The organism is Amycolatopsis sp. GA6-003 (assembly GCF_046267895.1).
GTDB lineage: Bacteria > Actinomycetota > Actinomycetes > Mycobacteriales > Pseudonocardiaceae > Amycolatopsis.
Window position 1 is genome coordinate 1030176 of sequence record NZ_CP176499.1, and the last position, 21231, is coordinate 1051406.

Annotated in this window: 20 protein-coding genes; all 20 read right to left on the minus strand. The window is 70.1% G+C overall.

Annotated elements, in window-relative coordinates:
• Nucleotides 1-96: 96 nt before the first annotated feature.
• The 20 genes from F9C12_RS04815 to F9C12_RS04910 all read right to left on the minus strand — a co-directional run bounded on the left by F9C12_RS04815 (nt 97) and on the right by F9C12_RS04910 (nt 21230).
• Nucleotides 97-1548 (minus strand): helix-turn-helix domain-containing protein, encoded by a 1452-nt coding sequence (locus tag F9C12_RS04815; protein WP_409464920.1) that lies wholly within the window; start codon nt 1546-1548, stop codon nt 97-99.
• 50 nt (nt 1549-1598) lie between these two features.
• Nucleotides 1599-2357, minus strand: coding sequence for an SDR family NAD(P)-dependent oxidoreductase (locus F9C12_RS04820; protein WP_409464921.1), 759 nt, complete (start codon nt 2355-2357; stop codon nt 1599-1601).
• Between the two features lie 18 nt (nt 2358-2375).
• Nucleotides 2376-2717 carry a hypothetical protein gene (locus tag F9C12_RS04825; protein WP_344273679.1) on the minus strand — a complete coding sequence of 114 codons (342 nt, stop codon included), beginning with the start codon at nt 2715-2717 and terminating at the stop codon, nt 2376-2378.
• A gap of 54 nt (nt 2718-2771) precedes the next feature.
• Nucleotides 2772-3575, minus strand: a complete 804-nt coding sequence (locus F9C12_RS04830) for an SDR family NAD(P)-dependent oxidoreductase (RefSeq protein ID WP_409464922.1) — start codon at nt 3573-3575, stop codon at nt 2772-2774.
• The gene (locus F9C12_RS04835; RefSeq protein ID WP_409180751.1) at nt 3572-4291 is read right to left on the minus strand and encodes a hypothetical protein; all 720 of its coding nucleotides are present in this window, start codon (nt 4289-4291) and stop codon (nt 3572-3574) included. Before F9C12_RS04835 ends, F9C12_RS04830 begins: the two co-directional genes overlap by 4 nt.
• 30 nt (nt 4292-4321) lie before the next feature.
• Complete coding sequence (locus F9C12_RS04840) at nt 4322-5887, minus strand: class I adenylate-forming enzyme family protein (protein ID WP_409464923.1); 1566 nt, start codon at nt 5885-5887, stop codon at nt 4322-4324.
• Nucleotides 5888-5892: 5 nt separating this feature from the next.
• The gene (locus F9C12_RS04845; RefSeq protein ID WP_409464924.1) at nt 5893-6153 is read right to left on the minus strand and encodes a hypothetical protein; all 261 of its coding nucleotides are present in this window, start codon (nt 6151-6153) and stop codon (nt 5893-5895) included.
• Between the two features lie 8 nt (nt 6154-6161).
• Nucleotides 6162-8087 carry a hydantoinase B/oxoprolinase family protein gene (locus F9C12_RS04850; RefSeq protein WP_409464925.1) on the minus strand — a complete coding sequence of 642 codons (1926 nt, stop codon included), beginning with the start codon at nt 8085-8087 and terminating at the stop codon, nt 6162-6164.
• An 11-nt stretch (nt 8088-8098) separates the two neighbouring features.
• Nucleotides 8099-10165, minus strand: coding sequence for a hydantoinase/oxoprolinase family protein (locus tag F9C12_RS04855; RefSeq protein WP_409464926.1), 2067 nt, complete (start codon nt 10163-10165; stop codon nt 8099-8101).
• Between the two features lie 92 nt (nt 10166-10257).
• Nucleotides 10258-11349, minus strand: a complete 1092-nt coding sequence (locus F9C12_RS04860; RefSeq protein ID WP_409464927.1) for a LuxR C-terminal-related transcriptional regulator — start codon at nt 11347-11349, stop codon at nt 10258-10260.
• A gap of 131 nt (nt 11350-11480) precedes the next feature.
• Complete coding sequence (locus tag F9C12_RS04865; protein ID WP_409464928.1) at nt 11481-11648, minus strand: hypothetical protein; 168 nt, start codon at nt 11646-11648, stop codon at nt 11481-11483.
• A 14-nt stretch (nt 11649-11662) separates the two neighbouring features.
• Complete coding sequence (locus F9C12_RS04870) at nt 11663-12346, minus strand: cysteine hydrolase family protein (protein ID WP_409464929.1); 684 nt, start codon at nt 12344-12346, stop codon at nt 11663-11665.
• Nucleotides 12343-13470, minus strand: a complete 1128-nt coding sequence (locus tag F9C12_RS04875) for an NDMA-dependent alcohol dehydrogenase (RefSeq protein WP_409464930.1) — start codon at nt 13468-13470, stop codon at nt 12343-12345. The genes F9C12_RS04870 and F9C12_RS04875 overlap by 4 nt, the downstream gene beginning before the upstream one ends.
• On the minus strand, nt 13467-14342 hold the full coding sequence (locus F9C12_RS04880; RefSeq protein ID WP_409466967.1) for an alpha/beta hydrolase: 876 nt from the start codon (nt 14340-14342) through the stop codon (nt 13467-13469). Before F9C12_RS04880 ends, F9C12_RS04875 begins: the two co-directional genes overlap by 4 nt.
• A 2-nt stretch (nt 14343-14344) precedes the next feature.
• Complete coding sequence (locus F9C12_RS04885; protein ID WP_409464931.1) at nt 14345-15220, minus strand: MBL fold metallo-hydrolase; 876 nt, start codon at nt 15218-15220, stop codon at nt 14345-14347.
• A gap of 24 nt (nt 15221-15244) precedes the next feature.
• Complete coding sequence (locus F9C12_RS04890; RefSeq protein WP_409464932.1) at nt 15245-16366, minus strand: NDMA-dependent alcohol dehydrogenase; 1122 nt, start codon at nt 16364-16366, stop codon at nt 15245-15247.
• Between the two features lie 186 nt (nt 16367-16552).
• Complete coding sequence (locus F9C12_RS04895; RefSeq protein ID WP_409464933.1) at nt 16553-17488, minus strand: LysR family transcriptional regulator; 936 nt, start codon at nt 17486-17488, stop codon at nt 16553-16555.
• A gap of 12 nt (nt 17489-17500) precedes the next feature.
• Nucleotides 17501-18853, minus strand: coding sequence for a phenylacetate--CoA ligase family protein (locus tag F9C12_RS04900; RefSeq protein WP_409464934.1), 1353 nt, complete (start codon nt 18851-18853; stop codon nt 17501-17503).
• 30 nt (nt 18854-18883) lie between these two features.
• Complete coding sequence (locus F9C12_RS04905; protein ID WP_409464935.1) at nt 18884-20032, minus strand: CaiB/BaiF CoA transferase family protein; 1149 nt, start codon at nt 20030-20032, stop codon at nt 18884-18886.
• The gene (locus F9C12_RS04910) at nt 20022-21230 is read right to left on the minus strand and encodes a CaiB/BaiF CoA transferase family protein (RefSeq protein WP_409464936.1); all 1209 of its coding nucleotides are present in this window, start codon (nt 21228-21230) and stop codon (nt 20022-20024) included. Before F9C12_RS04910 ends, F9C12_RS04905 begins: the two co-directional genes overlap by 11 nt.
• Nucleotide 21231 lies beyond the last annotated feature (1 nt).

Sequence of the window (21231 nt, forward strand, 5' to 3'; positions counted from 1 at the left end):
TCGATGTCAGGTCGGCCGCCACCCGGCAGCGCGCATGAAATATATAATATCTAGCTAGGAGACCGGGTCAAGCAGCGCGGAGAACGGCTCGGGGAATCAGCGGATGCGCAAGGCTTTCATCCGGTTGTACAACGTCGAGCGGCTGATCCCCAGCGCCCGGGCGGCTTCGAGTTTGTTGCCGCCCGCGGCCGCGATCGCCGCGACGATCACTTCGCGCTCGGCCCGGTCGAACGGCGAAGCGAGCGCCGATCCGTCCCGGTGAGACGGCGGCAGGTCGGCCGGGACGACGTCGCCCGCCGAACGCAGCTCCGCCACCGCGCGGACGACCCGGCGCAGTTCGGCCAGATTCCCCGGCCACGGCTGAGCCGCCAGCACCCGCAAGGACTCCGGCGTGAACCGGGCCGCGCACTCCCCGCTGAGCATTCGCTGCGCCAGCCGCGGGATCTCGTGGCGGCGGACGCGCAACGGGGCCAGCTCCCGCCGCTCGCCGCAGCACGCCGTGATCGGCGGGTGAGGGTCGCCCGGGGCGGAGGTCAGCACGAGGTTCCGCTTCGACGTCCTGGCCCGCGCCGCGACCAGCGCGGCCAGCCGCTCCGACAGCAGCTGGACGTTTTCGACGATCACGGCCGGCCCGTCGCCGTCCAGCAGGCGGCTGGCCTGCTCGGCCCATTCCGCCTCGCCGACCCGGACCGTTTCGACCCCGTCCAGCACCACCGCGCCGTCCCCGGCGGCCTCCCGCGCGACGGTCGTCTTGCCCGTGCCCGGCTCCCCCGCCACCAGCAACGGCCATCGCACCGGTACCGCGGCGCGGGGCCGCGGCCGCGTCTCGGCGACCAGGTCGACCATGGTCCCCTCGGTGCCGTCCACCGGCGCCCAGGACAGCCGCACCGGCTGGCCGGACGCCAACGTGATCCGCGTGTTCTCCCCGCCGTGCTCGACGCAGGCTTGGACCGCGGCATGGTCGGCCGGCGCCAGGAGGTCGAGCGCGGGCTGAGTGGCCAGCACCAGGCCGTGCCCGACGACCAGCACCCGGCGGTCCCGCCGCCGGGCCGCGGACTGGAACGCGGCGAGCAGCCGCTGCTGCGCCTCCGCCGCGTCCGTCCGCAGCCTGCCCTCGATCTCCGTGACCAGGTGGCGCACCAGCGCCGGGGCCAGCCGCTCGTCCCGGCTCGCCGGCACCGCGAAGTCGAGCACTCCGGCGACCCGCCGGGTCCCGGGGTGGACGATCGGGTGGCCGAAGCAGGTGAACCCGTGGAACGCGGGCAACGCGTGCTCGGCGCCGCGCAGCAGAAGGCTCCGGCGGGTTTCCAGCGGCGTGCCGATCGCGTTCACGCCGACGTCGTCCTCCCCCAGCCGCACGCCCGGCAGGACGCCCAGCGAAGCGACCTCCCGGCCGAAAGAGCGTTCGCCGTACCGGATGTCCACCACCCGGGCCTGGGGGTCGGCCAGCAGCACCGCGACCGCGCTGCCCCGCACTTCCGCCTGCACGCGGTCGAGCACCGGACCCGCGGTGCGGGCCAGCGCGCCGCGAGTCGGCACCGCACTCATGGAACATAATATTTCATGCGGCCATCCGCCGGGTCAATGAAACGGCCCGCTCAGTACAGTGTGTAGCCGCCGTCGACCGGGACCGTCACGCCGGTGACGAACGACGCCGCGTCCGACAGCAGCCACATCGCCGCCTGGGCCTGTTCGACCCGTTCGCTGCCGCGCCGCAGCGCGTGCGTGGCGGCGACGGTCTTCTCGTACTCCGGATTGAGCTTCAGGTACTCCAGGTACATCGGCGTGCGCGCGGTGGACGGGCCGATGGCGTTGACGCGGATGCCGTGTTCGCCGTATTCGGCCGCCGCCGCTTTCGTCAGGCCCATCAGCGCGTGCTTGGACGCGGTGTATTCCGCGGCCAGCGGGATGTAGATGAACGACCCGACCGACGCCGTGTTGACGATCGAGCCGCCGCCCGCGCGCAGCATCGCCGGCACCTCGTGCTTCATGCAGAGGAACGGCCCGGTCACGTTGATCGCGAAAACCCGGTCGAACTCCTCGCGGGTGAGATCGGCCAGCTTCTTGCCGTTGTTCGGCACGCCCGCGTTGTTGAACGCGCCGTCCACCCTGCCGTAGGCGGATTCCGCCGCCTCCACCATCGCCGCCACCTGCGCCTCGTCGGTGACATCGGTGGTGACGAACTGGGCCTCGTAGCCCTTGCCCGACAATTCCTCCGCCAGCGCTTCGCCGGCTTCGGTGCTGATGTCCGCGATGGTCACCAGCGCGTCGTTCTCGGCGAACAGCCGCGCGGCCGTTTCGCCGATCCCGCTGGCGCCGCCGGTGACGATGATGGAGCGTCCTGCGATTGCACTCATCGAAAGTCCGTTTCCCGCCTAGACGGCGATGTCCATCTCGGGGCCGATGTACTCCTCGGCCGAGACCGCCTTGCCGTCCTTCACCGTCACCACCTGGATCAGGTGCACCCGTGCGGCTGCCAGCGTGGCCGAGGTCTGCACGAAGAAACCCTTGTCGGTCAACGTGTAACGGGAGTTTTCGAACGTCGGAAGGCCGCCGCGTTCGTGGACGGCGTCGACTGCTTCCTTGACGGTCATCCACTTGTCGTCGGCGCTGTGCCAGACCTTGCAGTCGTCCGCGCACAGCGAGTAGAACACTTCGACGTCCGAGAGCGCGCGGATCCAGCCCTTGGCCAGTTCTTCATGAGTCGTCGTTGACATGCGAAGAACGCTAAGCGCGCGCTGACCGCTCGACTGTCCGGATACTTGGACACTTCAGCTGTCGAAGGCCACCGTCGAGGCGTCCACCGCCGCGCCGCCGCCGTCGGCGACCAGCACGTGCCCGGTGACCATCGAGGCGTCGCCCGAAGCCAGGAATGCGCAGCAGGCGGCGATTTCCTCCGGCTCGGCGACGCGGCGCAGCGGCACGTGCGCCGCGCTCAGCGCGTACGCCTCGTCCAGACTGATGCCTTCGCGCTCGGCGAGGTGCGCCATGCTGCCCGCGGCGAGCGCGGTCCGCACGAATCCCGGGCACACCGCGTTGACGCGCACGCCTTTCGGCCCGTAATCCCGGGCCAGCCAGCGGGTGAGGCCGATGATCGCCGCTTTCGCCGCGGTGTAGCCCGCCGCTCCGGGTGGACCGGCGATCAGCCCGGCGGTCGAGGCGAACAGGACCAGAGAGCCTTCGGCAGCAGCCAGGTGCGGGAGCACCTCCCCGGCCAAGTAGAAAGACCCGTGCAGGTTGACGTCGAGCGCGCGGTGGTACGAGTCGACGTGTTTCGGGTGCGCTCCCCCGCCGATCGCCGCGCCTTGGGTCGCGATCACGGTATCCAGGCCGCCTAGTTCCTCGACCGCTCGCGCGACCAAGGCGCGGATCGCTTCGCGGTCGGTGCCGTCGGCAGGGACGGCGAGCGCGCCCGTGTCCTTCGCGACTTTGGCTAACCGCTCCTCGTCAATGTCGGTGACGACCAGCTTCGCGCCGCCCTCGGCGAGCCGCCGCGCGGTCGCGGAGCCGACGCCGCCCGCGGCACCGGTGATCAGGGCAAGTTCCGGCTTGTCTCGCCGTGGTGGATAGCTCATCGCGCGGCCACGAAGAACGGGCTGACCGGCTTCAGGAACATCGCCGCGAACGGCGGGATCATGAAGTCCGGCAGCACCATCTCCCCGGAGATCAGCTGGCGTTTGACCTCGCCGCGGAATCCCTCCAGGCTCCCGGCGATCTCGTAGATCGCCAGATGCCCGAGATCCGGAGTTTCGACGCCCGGCAGCGGCTTGAGCGCCGAGACCTCGAACCGCTGCGCGCGCAGCATTCCCGGCGCGGACATGATCTGCGGGATGTGCTCCTCGTCGTACCATTTCGCGAAGGTCGCGTCGTCGCCGGTGTGCCGGCTCCAGGCGAAGAACAGATGCCGGTCGTCCAGGTTCTCCGCCTTCGCGAACCCGTCAGCGAGGAACGGTTCGCTCACCGCGTCGAGGAACAACGCCTGGAACGGCCGGTTCATGAAGTCCGGGAGCACCATTTCGCCCGAGATCAGCTTGCGCTTGACCTCCTCGCGGAACGGCTGCGCCGAGCCCTCCATCTCGTAGATCGCGAGGTGCCCGAAATCGAGGGCGCGCACCCCCGGCAGCGGTTTGGTGTCCGCGAGCAGGAACCGTTGCGCCCCCACCATTCCCGGCACGTCCATCACCTGCGGAATGTGCTCCTCGTCGTACCACTTCGCGTAGGTGTCGTAGTCCGTGCTGTAGGTGCTCCACGCGAAGAACAGACTCCGGCTGTCGAAAGTCGGCGCCGCCATGTGTTTCACTCCTTCTGGTTCACGCGGAATTCAGACGCGGCGCTGAAGGCCGGTCCACAATTTCTCGCGCAGGATCTGCTTCTGGATCTTCCCGGTGCCGGTCTTCGGCAAGTCCTCGACGAAGACCACTTTCTTCGGCACCTTGTAGCCGCCGAGCCGCGCCCGGCAATGTGCGAGCACCCCGTCGGCGGACACAGCGTTCCCGGGTTCCGCCGAGACGAAGGCGGTGATCGCCTCGCCCCACCGCTCGTCCGGCGCGCCGACGACGGCGACCTCCCGGATCCCGGGCAGTTCGGAGACGACGTTCTCGATTTCCCGCGGGTAGACGTTGAACCCGCCGGTGATGATCATGTCCTTGCGCCGGTCGAGGATGAACAAGTACCCGTGCTCGTCGAGGCAGCCGACGTCGCCGGTGTGCACCCAGCCGTCCGCAAAGGTCTCCGCTGTCGCTTCCGGCTTCCGCCAGTACCCGGCGCTCACGTGCGCGCCGCGGGTCCGGATCTCGCCGGTCGTCCCAGGCGGCACCGGACGGCGGTCCGCGTCCACGATCTCGACCTCGACGTGCGCGGTCACCCGGCCCGCTGACGCCAGCCGCGGCAGACCGCGCTCGTTGAGCGTTTCGACGTGGTCCTCCGGGCGGAGCGTCGCGATCGGCAATTGGGCTTCGCTCGCGCCGTACAGCTGCTGCATCGCCTCGCCGAAGTACGCGCGCGCCTTGGCCGCCCGATCCGGCTGGATGGCTGAACCCGCGTACGGGAGGACCCGCACGTTGCCGACCCGGCCCGATGGAGAGCCGCGCCGGGCGAGTTCTTCCAGCAGCATCGTGATCATCGTCGGGACCAGCGGCAGCACAGTCACCTCGCCGCCGGCCGCGGCGTCCGCGACCTCCGCCGCGTCGAACCTCGGCGCGTAGACGTTCAGCCCGCCGCTGGCGGTGAGCACGTCCGCGATCCCGCCGCTGAAGTGGCTGATCGGCGCCGTGTGCAGGGCGGCGTCGCCCGGGCCGAGCGGAGGCAGCACCTCGCGGGCGTTGCGGACGAGCGCGCCGACCGTCCGGTGCGGCACCCGCACGCCCTTGGGCTGCCCCGTCGAGCCGGACGTGTAGAGCAGCCAGGCATCGTCCTCGGCATCGGGCAGCGGCAACTCGTCGTCCGAGCCGGAAGCGACGAACTCCTCGAACGGGATGCCGCTTCCGGGGCTTTCGCCCAGCACGATGATTTCCTTGACCTGCGGCGGAATCCACGCGGTGCCGTGCTCGCCGAGCCATTCGCCGTCGACGAGCACGAACGCCGGTTCCGCGTCCGCGGCGATCTGGGCCAGTTCGGCGGGGTGCAGCCGGGGCAGCAGGCCCACGCGGACTCCGCCGCCGAGCACGAGCCCGTGGTACGCCTCGGCCCATTCGCAGCTGTTCGGCCCGAGCAGCACCGCGCGGGTGCCGCGTTCCGCGCCGAGCGCCCGGAACGCCTGGGCGATCCGCCGGGCGCGGCGGCCGAGTTCGCCGTAGGTCAGCTCGCGCCGGGAGTCGCGGATCGCGGGCCGGTCGGCGAATTCGGCGTACGCCTGGGTGTACAGCCGGGCCAGTGGGGTCGGGGACATGTGCGTCACCCCAGCCGCGAGGGCGCCCAGTCGCGCGTCGGCGAGCGCCACGCGGGCCAGTTGTCCTCGGGCTCCGGCCGGGTCACCGACAGATGCGCGAAGCAGTCCTGGCACTTCACGACCATGCGCGGGCCGAGATAGTTGGCCACCGGGTACCGCTTGACGTCGGTGCTCCCGCACGACGGGCAGGCGGCGTCCACCGGCGTGCGCTCGACGGACACGCGCGGGGTTTCCGGGCGGGGGAAGAGAAGTCGGTCGACAGACATGGGTGCTCCTATCCCAGGATCCAGTTGACGGGCGTGGCGACCGGCACCGACCAGGTGCCCGCGTCGCGCCGGGCGGCGAGCTCCGCGCGGCGCTCGGCGGTCGCGGTCTCGTCGATCCGGCCGTCGCGCAGCACGGCCCCGAACGCCTCCGCGGCGAATTCCTCGCTGTACAGACCGTCGGCGAGGTCGCGGCCGAGCCGGTCGAGGTCCCGGGCGAGCGGATCGCCCCAGCCGCCGCCTCCGCCGATCAGGAACCGGATCGCGTCGCCCGCTTTCAGCACCAGCCCGGAGAACTTGCCGGTCCGGTACCGCGCGCCCCGGCAGAACCCGCCGTTGTTCGGGTCCGGGCGGCCGTCGTCGTCGAACATGCCGAAAAGCGGTTCCGCGCCGCGGAGGTCAAGCGGATCCGCGTGCCGCGCCAGGTCGAAGTTCTCGATGTACCAGCCGAAAGCGGGCGCGCCCGGACCAGCTCCGGCAGCACCCGGCGCACCGACGCGCACCCGGTCGCAGGTGATCGTGACCATCGTGTCCGATTGCGCGGTGAGCGTGTACACCGAGCCGAGCCCGCCGCGGTACTCGCCCGCTCCCGCGGTGTCCAGCACCATCTCGTGCTGCGCCACGATCAACGGGCTTTCGATCTCGACGTGCTCCTGCACCGACGTCCGGCAGTTGCCGATCGGCGTGACGCAGAAGGAAATCCCGTCTTCCTTCCACGTTCCGCCCCATCCGCCGCCGGCCAGAGCGAACGCGCCCCACGGCATGCCCTCGTGCCCGGTGCGAGTGTCGATCCCGCCGAGGCTGACCACCAGCGCGGTACCGGTGTCGCACGCGATCGCGCGGTCGCCGACGGCCTGGCTCAGCGCGCTGGCGACGGCGTTGATGCCGCGGGCTCCGATGTCGGCGTGGTTCGAGCAGCTCGACGGCGGCAGCACGCACACCACGCTGCCCTGCGGCAGGAGTGTCTCAATAGGACGGAGCGTGCCGCTGTTGACCGGTGTGCTCGGGTCGACCATCAGCTTGACCGCTTCGATGCACCGCACCGCCTCGCACCACGCGGTGCCGCAGTTGCCCAGCGGCTGCCGGCCGGAACCGGAGAAGTCGATCTCCATGCTGTCGCCGCGCACTTTCACCGTCACGCGCACCGGGATCGGTTCGTCGGTGACGCCGTCCTCGTCGAGGAAGTCCTCCACGGTGTAGTCGCCGTCCGGGATGCCCGCGATCCCGCGCCGCATGCTCGCTTCGGTCGCCTCGATCGCGTAGCGACCGGCCGCCTTCACCTTCTCCAGACCGCCGCGTGCGACGAGCGCCTGCAGCTGCCGCTCCCCCACGACCAGGCAGCCGTGCAAGGCGCGCAGGTCGCCGAGGACGAGGTGCGGCACCCGGTTGTTCTCCAGGATGAAGTTGAACAGCGGCCGCACCGGCACGTCGTTGGCATACAGGAGCGACGGCGGCAGCTTGATCTGTTCCTCGAACGACGTCTGCGTGCCGTTGGAGAACCCGCCGGGGATCGGGCCGCCGAGGTCGACCAGATGCGACGTCGAATGCAGCATGAACTCGACCCGGCCGTCCACGAACACCGGCCGCAGCAGGTTCACGTCGGACTGGTGGATGGTGCCGCGCCACGGGTCGTTGACGAAGATGACGTCGCCGGGCTGCAGCGAGTCCAGGTCGAATTCGTCCATCACGAAGTTCACGATGTGCGGCGAGGTGAACGCGTGCTGCATGCAGCCTTCCCACTGCGCCACGGTCTCCCAGCCGTCGCCGCTGCGGACGTGGATGGCGGTGGTGCAGTCGAGAATGTCGCGGCATACCGGGGAGAACGCGCTGCGCATCAGCGCCTCGTTCATCTCGCGGGCGACCTCGATCAGGCCGTAGCGCAGGATGTCGAGCTCGAACTCGGCCGTCCCGGCGGCGGGTTCCGCGGAAATAGTCATGTCGGCGCTCCTCAGCCCTGGTTCTCGATGATCAGGAGACGGTCCGCGTCCACCCGGGCTCGGCGGCCCGGCAGCACGACCGTGGTGGCGAATTTCTCGGAGACGATCGCCGGTCCGTCGACGACCGCGCCGACGGCGAGCCGTTCGCGGACGTGCACCGGGACCCTCGTGGTCTCCCCGGACCCGGGAACACGCAGCTCGCGCTCGCCGAGCAGGGATTCGCCTCGTTCGGCCGCGGTGGACGGCACCTTGTTCGGCCTCGGGATCACCGCGGTCACTTCGAGCGTGGAGACCACGACGGGGATTTCGGCTGCGGAAAAACCGTAGGAATCCTGGTAGAAGGCGTGGAAGTCGGCGACCACGCCGGGCACGCGCTCCGCGGTCATCGGCCCGGGTGCGAGCGGGAGCCGGTTGTCCCAGGTCTGCCCGCGGTACATGGCGAAGACCGCGCGGTCGAAGGCCAGCCCGTCCAGTTCCACTCCCTGCGCGGCCAATTCCTCGGTGAGGCTCTGTTCCATAGCGGTGAATTCCGCTTCGACCGTCTCGGCGTTATCGGCGGTGAGCGGGACCATCAGCGACTGGGCCCGGGTGGTCCGCAGGTCGCTTTGCAGCAGCCCGAGCGCGGAGAACTGGCCCGGCGTCGACGGCACGACAACCGTGTCCAGACCGAGGATCCGTGCGACGCGATCGGCCAGCATCGGGCCCGCCGAACCGAACGGCAGCAACGCGAACTCGCGCACGTCCAGCCCGCGGTAGACCGAGATGGTGCGGATCTTCGCCGCGATGTCCTCGCACGCGATCTGGTAGGCGGCCTCGGCCAGCTCCAGCGCGGAAAGCCCCCACTGCTCGCCGGTCCGGGCCAGCGCGGCGCGCGCGGCCTCGACGTCCAGGGAGATCCGGCCGTTCGCGAACAGATCGGGTTGCAGCACGCCGAGCAGCAGGCAGGCGTCGGTGAGCGTCGCCTCGGTGCCGCCGCGGCCGTAACACGCTGGACCGGGGTTGGAGCCCGCCGATTTCGGTCCGACCGCGACCTGCCCGAGCGCGTTCGGCCCGATGACGCTGCCCGCGCCCGAGCCGACGCTCTCCACATCGACCAGCGGCAACGTGAGCGTCAGGCCGGTTTCCAGGGTCCACAGGTCGGTGAGCGGGGTCTGCGCGTCGACGATCGCGGCGACGTCGGTGCTGGTGCCGCCGACGTCCATGGTCAGCAGGTTGCGCTTGCCCGATTCGCGCGCCAGCTGAAGGCTGCCGGTCACGCCGCCGACCGGCCCGGACACGAGCTGGAAGACCGGAGCTTTGCCCGCGTCCTGGACGGTCGCGACGCCGCCGTTCGTGGTCATGATCCAGAGCGTGCCGCCGAACTGCCGCTCCTCCAATGCGACGGTGAGCCGCCGCAGATAGCCGACCACGGCCGGGCCGACATACGCGTCCAGCGCGACGGTCGTGGTCCGTTCGTGCTCCTTCGTGACCGGATACAGGTCCGAGGTCTGCACGTAGGCGTGCGGAATCTCCTCGGCGAGAATCTCCGCCGCGCGCCGTTCGTGGCCGCGTTCCCGGTAGGAATTCATGAAGCACACCGCGACCGCCTGCACACCCTGCGCGGCGAACTCGCGGGCCGCCGCGCGGACGGCGTCCTCGTCCAGCGCCAGCAGCTCCGTGCCGTCGTAGCCGATCCGCTCCGGGATGCCGATCCGGTCGCGGCGGTGCACGATCGGCCGCTCCTGGTGCGGGCGCAGCCAGGTCGGGTCGTAGAACCGGTCGCCGAACTCGCGGTGCATCCGGCCGATGTCGAGCAGGTCCCGGTGCCCGCGCGTGGCCAGCAGCGCGGTCTTCGCGCCCGCCCGGCTCAGCAGCGCATTGATGCCGACGGTGTGCCCGTGCACGATCTCCGCGACCTCGGGCGGCTCGACGCCGATCGCGGCGAGCGCCTCCAGGACGCCGTGTTCCTGTTCCTTCGTGGACAGCACCTTGCCGTCCCGGATCTCCCCGGTGGCCCGGTCCAGCCCGATGATGTCGGTGAAGGTCCCGCCGACGTCGATGCCGACCAGCCATCCTGCCGAGCCTCGTTGCTCAGTCACCTCATGCCTCCACGGGTCGTGGTGTGTGAGGTGATTCTGTGGCCGGTGCGACCGCGGTCACATCGGCCAAGGGTCCGGGACGGAGCCGTACCTTAGGACAGTCCCCCGCCGCGCAGCCAGAGCGCGATCGCCTCCGTGCGGCTGGCCACGCCGAGCTTGCGCAGGATCTGCGTGACGTGGGACTTCGCGGTGCGTTCGGTGATCGCGAGTTCGCGTGCGATGTGCCGGTTGGACCGGCCCGCCGCGAGCAGCTCCATCACCTCGTTTTCCCTTGCGGTCAACGGGATCTGCGGGCTCGCCGCGGGTGGCGCGACCGGGGCGGGGAGAGCCGCCGGACGCGTCATCAGGCCGTCGGCGGTGTCGCGCAGGAAAGCCAGGCCTTCCAGCATCGTGAGGCGGCCGAGCGAATGGCTCAGCGCCTCGGCCATCAGCGTGAGCAGCGCGCGGTCGGTTTCGTCGACGTCGCGTCGCTGGTGATAGCGATCGCCGTGCAGCAGTCCGACGACCTGGCCCTGCACCGTCAACGGGGCGATTCCGTACGAAGTGGACTTCGTGACCCGGATCAGGTCGCGGTCCACCCGTGCGCTGTGCTGGGTGTCGAAGATGAGCCGGGTTTCGGCCCGGTCGACCACATCGGCCTCGATCAACCCGCCGCGCAAGTCGGGCGGCGAAGCTTTCCCGACCGCGACGATCTCGTCCGCCCACCGCGGCTCGTGCACGACGCACATCGTGTGCAGCCGCCACACGGAATCCACCACGCGGGAGACGAGGACCCGGTCGAACCCGAGCCGGCACCCCGCTTCCGGGACCCGGCCGAGGAATTCGTCCACGGACTTCGCGTCGCGGACCGACGCCAGCGACGCGGCCACCTGGCGCAGCAGCACGTGCCGGTCGGCGAGCCGCGCTTCCGCCAGTTCGGCCTCGACCGCGCGGATCCGGCCGAGCAGCTCGGCCAGCTCCCGCCGCCGGGCACCGGACACGCCGGGTTCGTCGGCGATCTGCAAGGTCTCCGCGAGCACCGCGTTCCACAACCGGCTCATCGCCCCGGCCGCTTCCCCGGCCCACGGCCCGTCGAGCCGCGGCACCGGCACGTCGAGACCCAGCGTGGCCCCGACATCCGCGCACAAGTCCCGGTACCGAGCGCCCAGCCCGGCAGCCCCCGAGACGGTGCTGTCCACGTCCATCGGCCACCTCTGGTACTTCCGAGGGCGCGGCATCGCCGCCGCGCTGAAGCACAATATATGCGCTGCTGAGCCCTGGTTCAAACGAGGCCGGGGCGGCCCGCCGGGGTCACCGGCGGGCCCAACCGGTCTCTTCACCGCGGTGACGGCGAGATTTCCCGGAAGAACGGCACCGCTCCGGCCACCGTGCGGTCGACGTGCTTCGGCACGTCGTAGAGGTCCAGGTGCGTGCCGCCCTCGAGCACGACGAGCTTCTTCGGGCCGCGCACCCCGCCGATGTGGTGGTCGTGATGGTCGAGCATCGCGAAGACTCTCCTCAACTCGTCTCGAAAGCCCCGGCTGCCTCGGCAGCAGTAGCCGGTCGTGCCAGATACCCGCTGACCAGCCGCTCGGCCGAAGCTTGATCCGCAGCAGTCGTGGCGGCAGTGCAGTCGGTCAGCAAGTACTGCTCGTAGCCGAGGTCGAACCCGCCCGCAGCGGTGAGCAGGACGCACCGGTCGGTCACCACGCCCGCGTACAGCACCGTCCGCACCCCGAGGTTCCGCAGCACCTGATCGAGGTCCGAGCTGCCGAACGCACCCGAGCCGGACTTCGTGACCAGCAGGTCGCCCGGCTCGTGCAAGCCGTCCAGAGGTTCCGCCGCCCACCTGCCTTCGAGAGCACCCGCTGCCCGCACGTACTCGCGCAGCGCGGGCACGATGTCGGCGTAGTCGGCGGCCCGGCTGGCAAGCCGGGAATGCACAATCGCGGCGCCCGCGGTGCGAGCAGCGGGCAGCACCCGCGACAGGGCCGGGACCACGACGTCAGCGCAGCGAGTGGTCTTGTAGTCCCCGCTGGCTGTGCGCGAGCTGAATCCGTCGGGATGGGCCTGCCAGTTGATCAGGTCGACGAGCACCACCGCCGTGCGGTGCGGCGCGAACCCGGCCCACGGGTCGTCCGGGTCGAACGCCGGTGAGTTGTACCAGCGCCCGCGCAGCGAATCCGGCAGCAGTCCGCTCATCCGCGGTGCCGGTCCGCGAAGCTCACCACGCCGCGGATATTCAGCCCGTTGTGCAGGTCCGCGTACGCTTCGTTGAGCTGTTCGAGGTCGTAAGTCCGGGTGATCAGTTCTTCCAGCTTCAGCGAGCCGTTCCGATAGAGATCCAGCATCAGCGGGATTTCCCTGGCCGGGCCGCCCATTCCGTACAGCGCGCCCTGGATCCGTTTCTCCGACATGGTGAATTCGAGCAGCGGCACCGGAATCCCGACGAGGTCGTGCTTGGCCGCGCTCGTCACCACGAGTGTGCCGCCCTTGCGCACCGCTGCGTACGCCTGCGCGAGATGCTCCGCGGCGAGCACTCCGACGCACACGATCGACGAATCCGCGCCCTGGCCGTTGGTCAGCGAACGGGCGCGTTCGGTTGCCTCGCCGATGTCCGCGAACGCCTCCGTCGCCCCGAGTTCAAGCGCCAGTTCGCGCTTCATGGCGACCGGATCGACCGCGATGACATGCTCGGCCCCGACGTAGCGCGCGCCCTGCACCGCGTTCATCCCGATGCCCCCGGCTCCCATCACGATCACCACGTCACCGGCGTCGATCCCGGCCGCCCGCACCGAGGAGCCCCAGCCGGTCGGGACCGCGCATCCGACGATCGCGGCGACCTCGAACGGGATGTCGCGGCGGATCGGCGTGGCGGACGCCTCGGGGATGACGGTCCATTCGGAGAACGTGGAGAGGCAGGCGTTCTGCGCGACCCCGCGACCGTCCGCGTGCATCCGGAACGTGCCGTCGAGCTGGGTGCCGACGGTGATCAGCGCCCCGTTGTCGCAGAGGTTCTGCCGCCCGGCCACGCACATCCGGCAGTGCCCGCAGGCCGGGATGAACGACGTGACGATGTGGTCGCCGGGCACGACCCGGGTGACGCCCGGCCCGACCTCGCGCACGATGCCGGCGCCCTCGTGCCCGCCGCAGGCCGGATAGGAGTGGAAGGGGATGTCGCCCTGGGCGAAGTGGTCGTCGGAGTGACAGAGGCCGGAGGCCAGCATCTGCACGAGAACCTCTCCCGCCTTGGGCGGATCCAGGTCGACCTCGCGCACGTCCCACGTGCCCGGCGCTTCCCACAGCAGCGCGGCGGTTGTCTTCATGAAGCACCTCCGGGATAGCAGGCACGCAGGAAACTCCGGTACGCGTCGGTAATTCCGGTGCTGTGCGATTCGCCGGGGATCAGCTCAGTGCTGACGCGCAGGCCCGGCAGCGGACGCTCGGTCACCACGTCGAGAAAACGCAGGAACTCGATCGCGAGGTGCCGGTAGAACTTGCTGGGGCCGAGCATTTCGTACGCGTTGACGGTCAGATGCAGGGAGGTCTCCCCGGGAAGCCCGCGCAGGCTTTCGTAGCGTTCGTAAATGCGGCTGTCCGGCACGACGATCCCGGGGCTGCTGGCGCCGAAGCGGGTGAAGAGGGCAGCTCCCGCAGTCAGTGCGAACAGGGTGAACAGACCGCCGTAGGAGTAGCCGAACAGTCCGACGTTGTCGGCGCGAACCCGGTAGCGAGACTCGATTTCCGGGTGCAGCTCCGTCTCCAGGAAGGCGAGGAAGTTGTCCGCCCTCGCGTTCTTCTGCTGGGCGAAGAAGGCGTCGCACACCGATTCCGGAGCCGCGCCCGAGTCGACGCCGAGCCGGCTTCGGATGTGCGCGTGCATGAAGTCCGGCACGCCTTCGCCCGGCGGCACCAGGTCGCGGTTGCGCAAGACCAGCTGGTTCGGCGCATCCTCCTCGACGTAACCGACATTCACCTGGACATACGGTTCGACCGGGCGTGCCTGCTGCTGGTCGGTGAGCGCGCCGCGCAGTCCTTCGGTGAGCGGCGCGATGATGTTGCCATCCGTGGCGTACACCAGCGGCCAGGCCCCGTCGCGTTCGTAACCGCGCGGAAGGAACACGCTCACTGCGAACCGGGCGCCGACCGCAGCCGAGTCGATCTCGAAGTACTCGGTCGCGGCACCCGGCGCGGGCATCGTCACGACACGCCCTGGGACATGAGCGAGGTCCACGTCCGGCGCGAGCGGCCACGCATCACCCGCCCGAACGCCGAGCCGGTGAGATGGCATTGCGCGGCAACGGTATTGGTGTCGCCTTCCAGCTCGCCCATGATCCGGGCGCGGGTCTGTTTGCCCAGTTCTGCGTCCACTTCGAAAGCCAGCGATACCTCGTTGTCGGTGAGCTGCGCCGGGCAGTGCAGGACGTCGCCGAGGATCATCGCTCGGTCTTTCCCGGACGAGACGACCAGCGAGCAGTGACCTGGCGTGTGCCCGGGTGTCGCGACGATCGACACACCGGGCGCGATGACGGCACCGTCCGCGACCGTGTCGACCCGGCCTTCCAGCGGGGTCAGCACGCCGTTCGGATCGGGACCGACCGCGGCCAGCGGATGGTCGCCGAGGGACTGCCAGAACTCGACTTCGCCTTCGCCGGCTAGGTGCCGGGCGTTGCGGAAGGTGAGCGCGTCGTCCTGCGCGGTCCAGCCGACGTGGTCGATGTGCATGTGCGTGTAGAAGACCGTGTCGATGTCTTCCGGGGCGAGGCCTTCCTCGCGGAGGCTGGTGAGCAGGCGGCCGGAGCGGAACTCGCCGTCCGCCGCGGGGAAAGCCACAGTGCGGTCGCCGAAGCCAAGGTCGACGAGAATCTTGCGATCACCCGTGCGGATGAGGAAGCTGCCCAGAGACAGCACGAGTTTGCCGTCGGCGTCGAACAGTTCCCGGTGTGCGCCCCAGAGTTCGGTGGTGCCTGCCGGGAACAGCGCGGCCGCCGAGACGACGGCCTCGCCGTCGGGCAGGTAGCTGATGCCGATGTCGCCGACGCAGATAGTTTCGCGGGGTGAAGCTTGTGCGGACATCGTCGTCCTCTCGAAGTTCGGTCGTCAGTCGGAATGCAGGACGACGCCGCGGATGTTGCGGCCCGCCTTCAGGTCGTCGAAACCGGCGGCGATGTCGTCAAGCGGGTAACGCGTGGTGATCAGTTCGTCGAGCTTCAGCACGCCCTGGCGGTACATCTCCAGTTGCGCCGGGATGTCCGCGGTCGGCGAACTCGCGCCGAACAGCGAACCCTGCAGCCGCTTCTGGTAGAGGACCAGCTCGTGCAGGTTGAAGTCGCCGTCACGGACGAAGGTCTCGCCCAGTCCGACCGCGACGCAGGTCCCCGCCTTTCGCACCGCCTCGAGACCCTGGCCGAGGTGCCGTCCGGTCACGACGCCGACGGTCACGATCGCCGAATCGGCGCCCTGCCCGTTGGTCATCGACCGCGCCAGCTCAGTGGCCTCGGCCATGTCCGCGACCGCGTGGGTCGCGCCGAGCTTCAGCGCGGATTCTCGTTTGAACGCCACGGGATCGACCGCGATCACGGCGGCAGCACCGGCGTGCGCGGCACCCTGAACGGCGTTGATCCCGATGCCGCCGATCCCCATCACGATCACGACGTGCCCGGGCCGCACGGCGGCCGAGTTGACCGCCGCTCCCCACCCGGTGCCGACACCGCAGCCGGTGAGGCACGCGACCTCAAGCGGAATGTCCGGGTCGATCTTGATCGCTGAGGCGGTGGAGACGGTGGTGTGCTCGCAGTAGGTCGACAAGCCGGCCATCTGGCCGACCGGCTGCCCGTCGAGCGACAGCCGGAACGACGCCGGGTCCTCCGGCCGGGCACCGGTGCCGAGGGAGGCGCCGAGGTCGCAGAGGTTCTGCAGGCCACGGGCGCAGAACCGGCACCGGCCGCAGACCGGAAGGAAGGAGAAGACGACGTGGTCGCCCTCGGCGAAGCCCGGCGTTCCCGTCCCGACCGCCTCGACGATTCCGGCGCCTTCGTGCCCGCCCGCGAACGGCAGGATCGGCGGGGTCTGGTCGCCGGTCGCGAAATGGTCGTCGGAGTGGCACAGGCCGCTCGCGACCATCCGCACCCGCAGCTCGCCGGGTCGCGGGTCCTCGACCTCCAGTTCCACCACCTCGTACCGCCCTGGGGTCTCCCGCAGCACCGCCCCGCGGGTCAGCACGCGACCACCGCGCCCCGATGTGCGCCCATCGTTTTCGGCCTCCTTGTTTCCGGCAGCACGGAATAGCGCTCACCGCGCTCGATGACATTCAGATGATTTCCTGCCGCGGTTTCGATGTTAGGCAGCGCACACCGCAAGAATCAATTCGGAATCCCCGAATCGGCAATTCGAGGAACGGAAACCGCGTCAGTCGCCCGCTGGCGGTTCGTCCACCGGCCGGTCCAGCAGTTGCTCAAGCAGCGCCCGGCACGCCGCCGCCGGACGACGGCCCGCCGCGGTCGCGAGGTGGATCTTCCGCTCCGCCCACGGTTCGGCGAGTTCGACCACCGCCACCCGCTCCAGGAATTCGCGCGTCACCATGCACTCCGGCTGCGCGGTCGCGCCGAGCCCGGCCTGCACCAGGCTCAGCGCGACCTCCCCGCTGCGCACGCTGAACGCCGGTTCGAACTCCTCGCCGAGGCGCCGCGCCGCGGCCCGGAACGCGCCCGCCATCGGGCCCACCGCGATCAGGGGTTCCGGCAGCAGTTCCGCGAAGGTCACGCTCAGCCGGTCCGCGAGCCGGTGCCCGCGCGGCAGCGCCACCACGATCCGGTCGCGGCGATACGGCGTGACGTCGACGCCGGTCAGGTCGAGTTCGTGCGCCGCGGCGAACACGCCGAGGTCCGCTTCGCCGCGGGCGACCTCCTGCAGGATTTCCCGGTTTTCGATTTCGTGGACGATCAACCGGACCTGCGGGTATTGCCGGTAGAATTCGCCGAGTTCCCGAGCGAGAAACGGCGCGAAGATCGACCGGGCCGACGCGATCGTCAGATCTCCCTGCATTCCCTCCGTGAACGCCGCGATTTCCGACCGGATGTCCTCGAGGCTGCCGAAGATCTTCCGCACGTGCCGCGCCAGCACCGCGCCCGCGGGCGTGGGCACGACGCCGCGCGGGCCGCGGTCCAGCAGTTCGATGCCGGCGATGGCCTCCAGGTCGTGGATGCGTTTCGTCGCCGTCGACGCCGAGACGTTCTCCCGGATCGCGGCCAGCCCGATCTGCTTCTCCTCGACCGCGGACAGGAACAGCCGCAGGGTCAGAAGGTCGACCTGCCGGATCAGGTGCAGCCTGTTGAACGCGCTCACGCTCTACCTCTATCACGCGGTCTGCGCGGGCACCCGTTCGACGAGAGCGACTTTCACGTGGTCAGGGCGCTTCAAGGTGCCGTCCGGGACCAGCGTGACGGCGGTTTTCACGTTCAGCGCGGACCGGATCCGGCTTTCCAGGGACGTCCGGAGTTCATCCTGTTTCTCCGCGGGCAGCCCGGCCGCGTGTTCGACCACGAGCGGCAGCGGCTTCTGCGTGGAATGCCCCTCGAAGTCCGCGCGGATCCGCATCTCGCCGGTGGTGACCGGGGCCAGCTCCGCCACCAGCTGCTTGATCGCCGACGGGAACACGTTGATCCCGCGCACGATCAGCATGTCGTCGGTCCGGCCGATGCAGCGCACCGTGTACCCGGTCCGCCCGCACGCGCATTCGGTGCCGGTGACGATCACGTGGTCGCGCGTGCGGAACCGCACCAGCGGCGACGCCTGCCGCCGCAGCGCGGTGTACACCAGCTCGCCCTGGGCGCCCTCCACCGGCGTGATCTGCTCCCCGGTGTCCGGGTTGATCAGCTCGGCGACCATCAGATCCGGCGACAGGAAATGCATCCCGTTCGCCTCCTCGCATTCGCCCCAGTAAGTGCACGCGATGTCGGTACCGCCGAGCATCTCCCGCGAGGTCGCGCCCCACAGCGATTCCAGCTTCTCCCGCACCGCGGGCAGCCCGCCGCCCGGTTCGCCGCCGACGCTGATCGCGCGAACGCCCAGGTCACGGGCGTCCAGACCGACGATCGACGGGGCCTGCTCGGCGAGGTAAGCGAGGAAGTACGGCGTCCCGATCAGCGCGTTCGGCCGCTGGTCCGCCTGCACCCGCAGCAGCCTCTCCGCGCCCGCCTCGGCGCCGATCGGGATGTCCACGATCCCCATGTGCTGCAGGATCTGCACCACCGGCAGCCCGCCGACGAACCCCTTGCTCATCCCGAACGCGTGCAGCAGCCGGTCGCCCGGCCGGAACCCGTTCGCATACAGCGCCCGCGCGCCCAGCTCGCACCACGTTTCGATGTCGCCGCGGGTCAGCCCGACATACGACGGGCTGCCCGTGGTCCCCGAGGAGGCCTGGATCTGCACGATCTCCTCCGGGCCCGCCGCCACGTGCGCGCCCAGCGGCGGTACGGCGGCCAGGCTCTCGCGCAGTTCCTGCTTCTCCGTGAACGGCAATCCGGCCAGATCCTCGACCGTCCGCACCTTCGCCAGGTCGATCCCCGCGAACTTCTCCTGATAGAACGCACTGCGCGCAGCCACGTACGCCAGCTGCTCCCGCAACCGGTCCTCTTGAACCGCGCGAGCCTCGCTCGCGGACGCGGACTCGATCGCGCTCCACTGCTTTTCCGAATACGGCGCAGCCATGACACTTTCCACTTCTGTCCGGGGACGGGGTCAGGCCCGGGTCGGCAGCACCGAGCCGAGCAGGTCGTTGTCCGCGCCGATCGGGCGGACCGCGGGCAGCGGCGGCGGACGCCTGCCGTCGAAGGACAAGGGCAGCCCGACGACGCCGATCTCGCCCTCGTCGGCCGTGCCGATGATGCCGAGTTCGCGGGTCTGCTCGTGGCCGACCAGCTCCGGGGTCGTCTGCACCGGCGCACACGGAATCCCGGCCGCCTGCAACCGGTCCTGCCACTGCGCGCGGGTGCCGGTCGCGATCCGCTCGCCGATCAGCCGGTCGATTTCGGCGCGGTTGTCCAGCCGTGCGGCATTGGTCGCGAATCGCGGGTCGGCCGCCCATTCCGGATGGCCGAGGGCCTCCGACAGCCGGGCGAACAACGCGTCGTTGGCGCAGCTGATGATCAGCGCACCGTCCGAAGCCGGGAACGCGCGGTGCGGAACGATGAACGCCACGCCGGAGCCGTGCCTGCTGCCGGGATAGCCGTCGGCCTGGTATCCGGCGATGCCGACGCAGTTCCACGCGATCGCCGTCTCCAGCAGCGACGCGTCCACGGCGGCTCCGGTGTGTTTCACGTGCCGCCGGTTCAGCGCCGCGAGGATGCCGATCACCGCCCACATCCCGGTTCCGAAGTCCACAATGGACACGCCGGCGCGCACCGGGCCCCCGTCGTGTTCGCCGGTGATGTCCATGATGCCGGAGAACGCCTGCATCAGCGGGTCGTAGCCGGGCAGTTCGCGCAGGGGGCCCGCCTTGCCGAACGCGCCGATCTCGCAGTGCACCAGCTCCGGTTTGGTCACCCGCAGGTTGTCCGCGTCGAGGCCGTACTTCGCGGCGGTGCCGGGCCGCAGGTTGTGCAGGAACACGTCGGCCCGCTCGGCGATGAGCCGGTGCAGCGTGGCGAGCTGCTCGCGGTCCTTGATGTCCAGGCTGAGGTAGCGGCGGCCGCGGTTGAGCGCGTGGAACGCGGCTCCGTCGCCCTTCCACTCGCTCGGTCCCCAGCCGCGCGCGGAGTCGCCGGTCGGCCGTTCCACCTTCCACACCTCGGCGCCCAGTTCGGCGAGGATCTTGCCGGCGAACGGCGCGGACGCGCTGTCGCTCAGCTCCACCACGACGATGCCCGTCAGGGGCAGTTCACGCGTCATCACGCACTCCAATCCCGGCCGCGCCCGCCGCGAGCAGCGCGCCGACCTCGTCCTCGCCGAATCCGAACTCCCTCAGCAGCTCCGCCGAATGCTCGCCCAGCCGGGGCGCGGGATACCGCAGCTCGGGAGCGCTTTCGCTCCACTGCTGCGGGATGCCGATGGTGCGCAGCCGCCCCTCCGACGGGTGGTCCTGTTCCGCGAAGAAGCCGACCTCGCTCATGTGCGGATCGCTCAGCAGCGTCTCCGGCGTGTTCATCCGGATCGCCGGGATGTCCGCTTCGGTGAGCACCTTCAGCCAGTCCTCGGTGGAGCGGCTCGCGAAAACCTCCGCCAGGAACGCGTACAGCTCGCCGATGTGCTCGGTCCGCCCGTGGATGTCGGCGAACCGCGGATCCGCGGCGAGATCCGCCCGGCCGACCGCGGCGAAGAACCGCTGCCAGTGCCGGTCGGTGTAGATGTTGACGCCCAGGTAGCCGTCGAGGGTCCGGTAAGGACGGCGGTCGGAGTTCATCATCCGCGCGTAGCCCCAGTCCCCGATCGGCGGCACGAAGGTGTGCCCGTAGAGGTGGTCGCCCATCGCGAAATGCGCGAACGTCTCGAACATCGGCACCTGCACCTCCTGCCCGCGCCCGGTGCGCTCGCGATGGAACAAGGCCGCGGTCACCGCGTTCGAGGCGGCCATCCCCACTACCCGGTCCGCGATCGCGGCGGCGACGTACTCCGGTTCGCCCTGCCTGCGGCTTTGCAACACCGGCATCCCGACCGCGGCCTGGATCAGGTCGTCATAGGCGGGTTTGCCCGCGTACGGGCCGTTCTGGCCGAACCCGAAACAGCCGCAGTACACCAGCCGCGGGTTGATCTCCCGGACGTCCGCATAGGACAGTCCGAGCCGCTCCATCGCCGCCGGGCGCAGGCTGTGCAGCAGCACGTCCGCCGAGCGCAGCATCCGGACCAGGGCGGCCCGGCCGTCCGGATGCTTCAGGTCGAGCACCAGGCTGCGCTTGTTCCGGTTGAGGTGCAGGAAGATCGCGGCCATCCCGGGATTGCGCCGCGGGCCGACGCCGCGGGTGGTGTCCCCTTGCGGAGACTCCACCTTCGCGACGTCGGCGCCGAGGTCCGCGAGCAGCAGGGACGCGTACGGACCCATGAAGTTCGAGGTCAGGTCCAGGATCCGCACTCCGTCGAGCGGTCCGGCCATG

Bases quoted from the DNA above. Each gene is read 5' to 3' on its own strand.
- F9C12_RS04815 (WP_409464920.1), bottom strand. From the start codon at position 1,548: ATGAGTGCGGTGCCGACTCGCGGCGCGCTGGCCCGCACCGCGGGTCCG.
- F9C12_RS04820 (WP_409464921.1), bottom strand. From the start codon at position 2,357: ATGAGTGCAATCGCAGGACGCTCCATCATCGTCACCGGCGGCGCCAGC.
- F9C12_RS04825 (WP_344273679.1), bottom strand. From the start codon at position 2,717: ATGTCAACGACGACTCATGAAGAACTGGCCAAGGGCTGGATCCGCGCG.
- F9C12_RS04830 (WP_409464922.1), bottom strand. From the start codon at position 3,575: ATGAGCTATCCACCACGGCGAGACAAGCCGGAACTTGCCCTGATCACC.
- F9C12_RS04835 (WP_409180751.1), bottom strand. From the start codon at position 4,291: ATGGCGGCGCCGACTTTCGACAGCCGGAGTCTGTTCTTCGCGTGGAGC.
- F9C12_RS04840 (WP_409464923.1), bottom strand. From the start codon at position 5,887: ATGTCCCCGACCCCACTGGCCCGGCTGTACACCCAGGCGTACGCCGAA.
- F9C12_RS04845 (WP_409464924.1), bottom strand. From the start codon at position 6,153: ATGTCTGTCGACCGACTTCTCTTCCCCCGCCCGGAAACCCCGCGCGTG.
- F9C12_RS04850 (WP_409464925.1), bottom strand. From the start codon at position 8,087: ATGACTATTTCCGCGGAACCCGCCGCCGGGACGGCCGAGTTCGAGCTC.
- F9C12_RS04860 (WP_409464927.1), bottom strand. From the start codon at position 11,349: ATGGACGTGGACAGCACCGTCTCGGGGGCTGCCGGGCTGGGCGCTCGG.
- F9C12_RS04865 (WP_409464928.1), bottom strand. From the start codon at position 11,648: ATGCTCGACCATCACGACCACCACATCGGCGGGGTGCGCGGCCCGAAG.
- F9C12_RS04870 (WP_409464929.1), bottom strand. From the start codon at position 12,346: ATGAGCGGACTGCTGCCGGATTCGCTGCGCGGGCGCTGGTACAACTCA.
- F9C12_RS04875 (WP_409464930.1), bottom strand. From the start codon at position 13,470: ATGAAGACAACCGCCGCGCTGCTGTGGGAAGCGCCGGGCACGTGGGAC.
- F9C12_RS04880 (WP_409466967.1), bottom strand. From the start codon at position 14,342: ATGCCCGCGCCGGGTGCCGCGACCGAGTACTTCGAGATCGACTCGGCT.
- F9C12_RS04885 (WP_409464931.1), bottom strand. From the start codon at position 15,220: ATGTCCGCACAAGCTTCACCCCGCGAAACTATCTGCGTCGGCGACATC.
- F9C12_RS04900 (WP_409464934.1), bottom strand. From the start codon at position 18,853: ATGGCTGCGCCGTATTCGGAAAAGCAGTGGAGCGCGATCGAGTCCGCG.
- F9C12_RS04905 (WP_409464935.1), bottom strand. From the start codon at position 20,032: ATGACGCGTGAACTGCCCCTGACGGGCATCGTCGTGGTGGAGCTGAGC.
- F9C12_RS04910 (WP_409464936.1), bottom strand. From the start codon at position 21,230: ATGGCCGGACCGCTCGACGGAGTGCGGATCCTGGACCTGACCTCGAAC.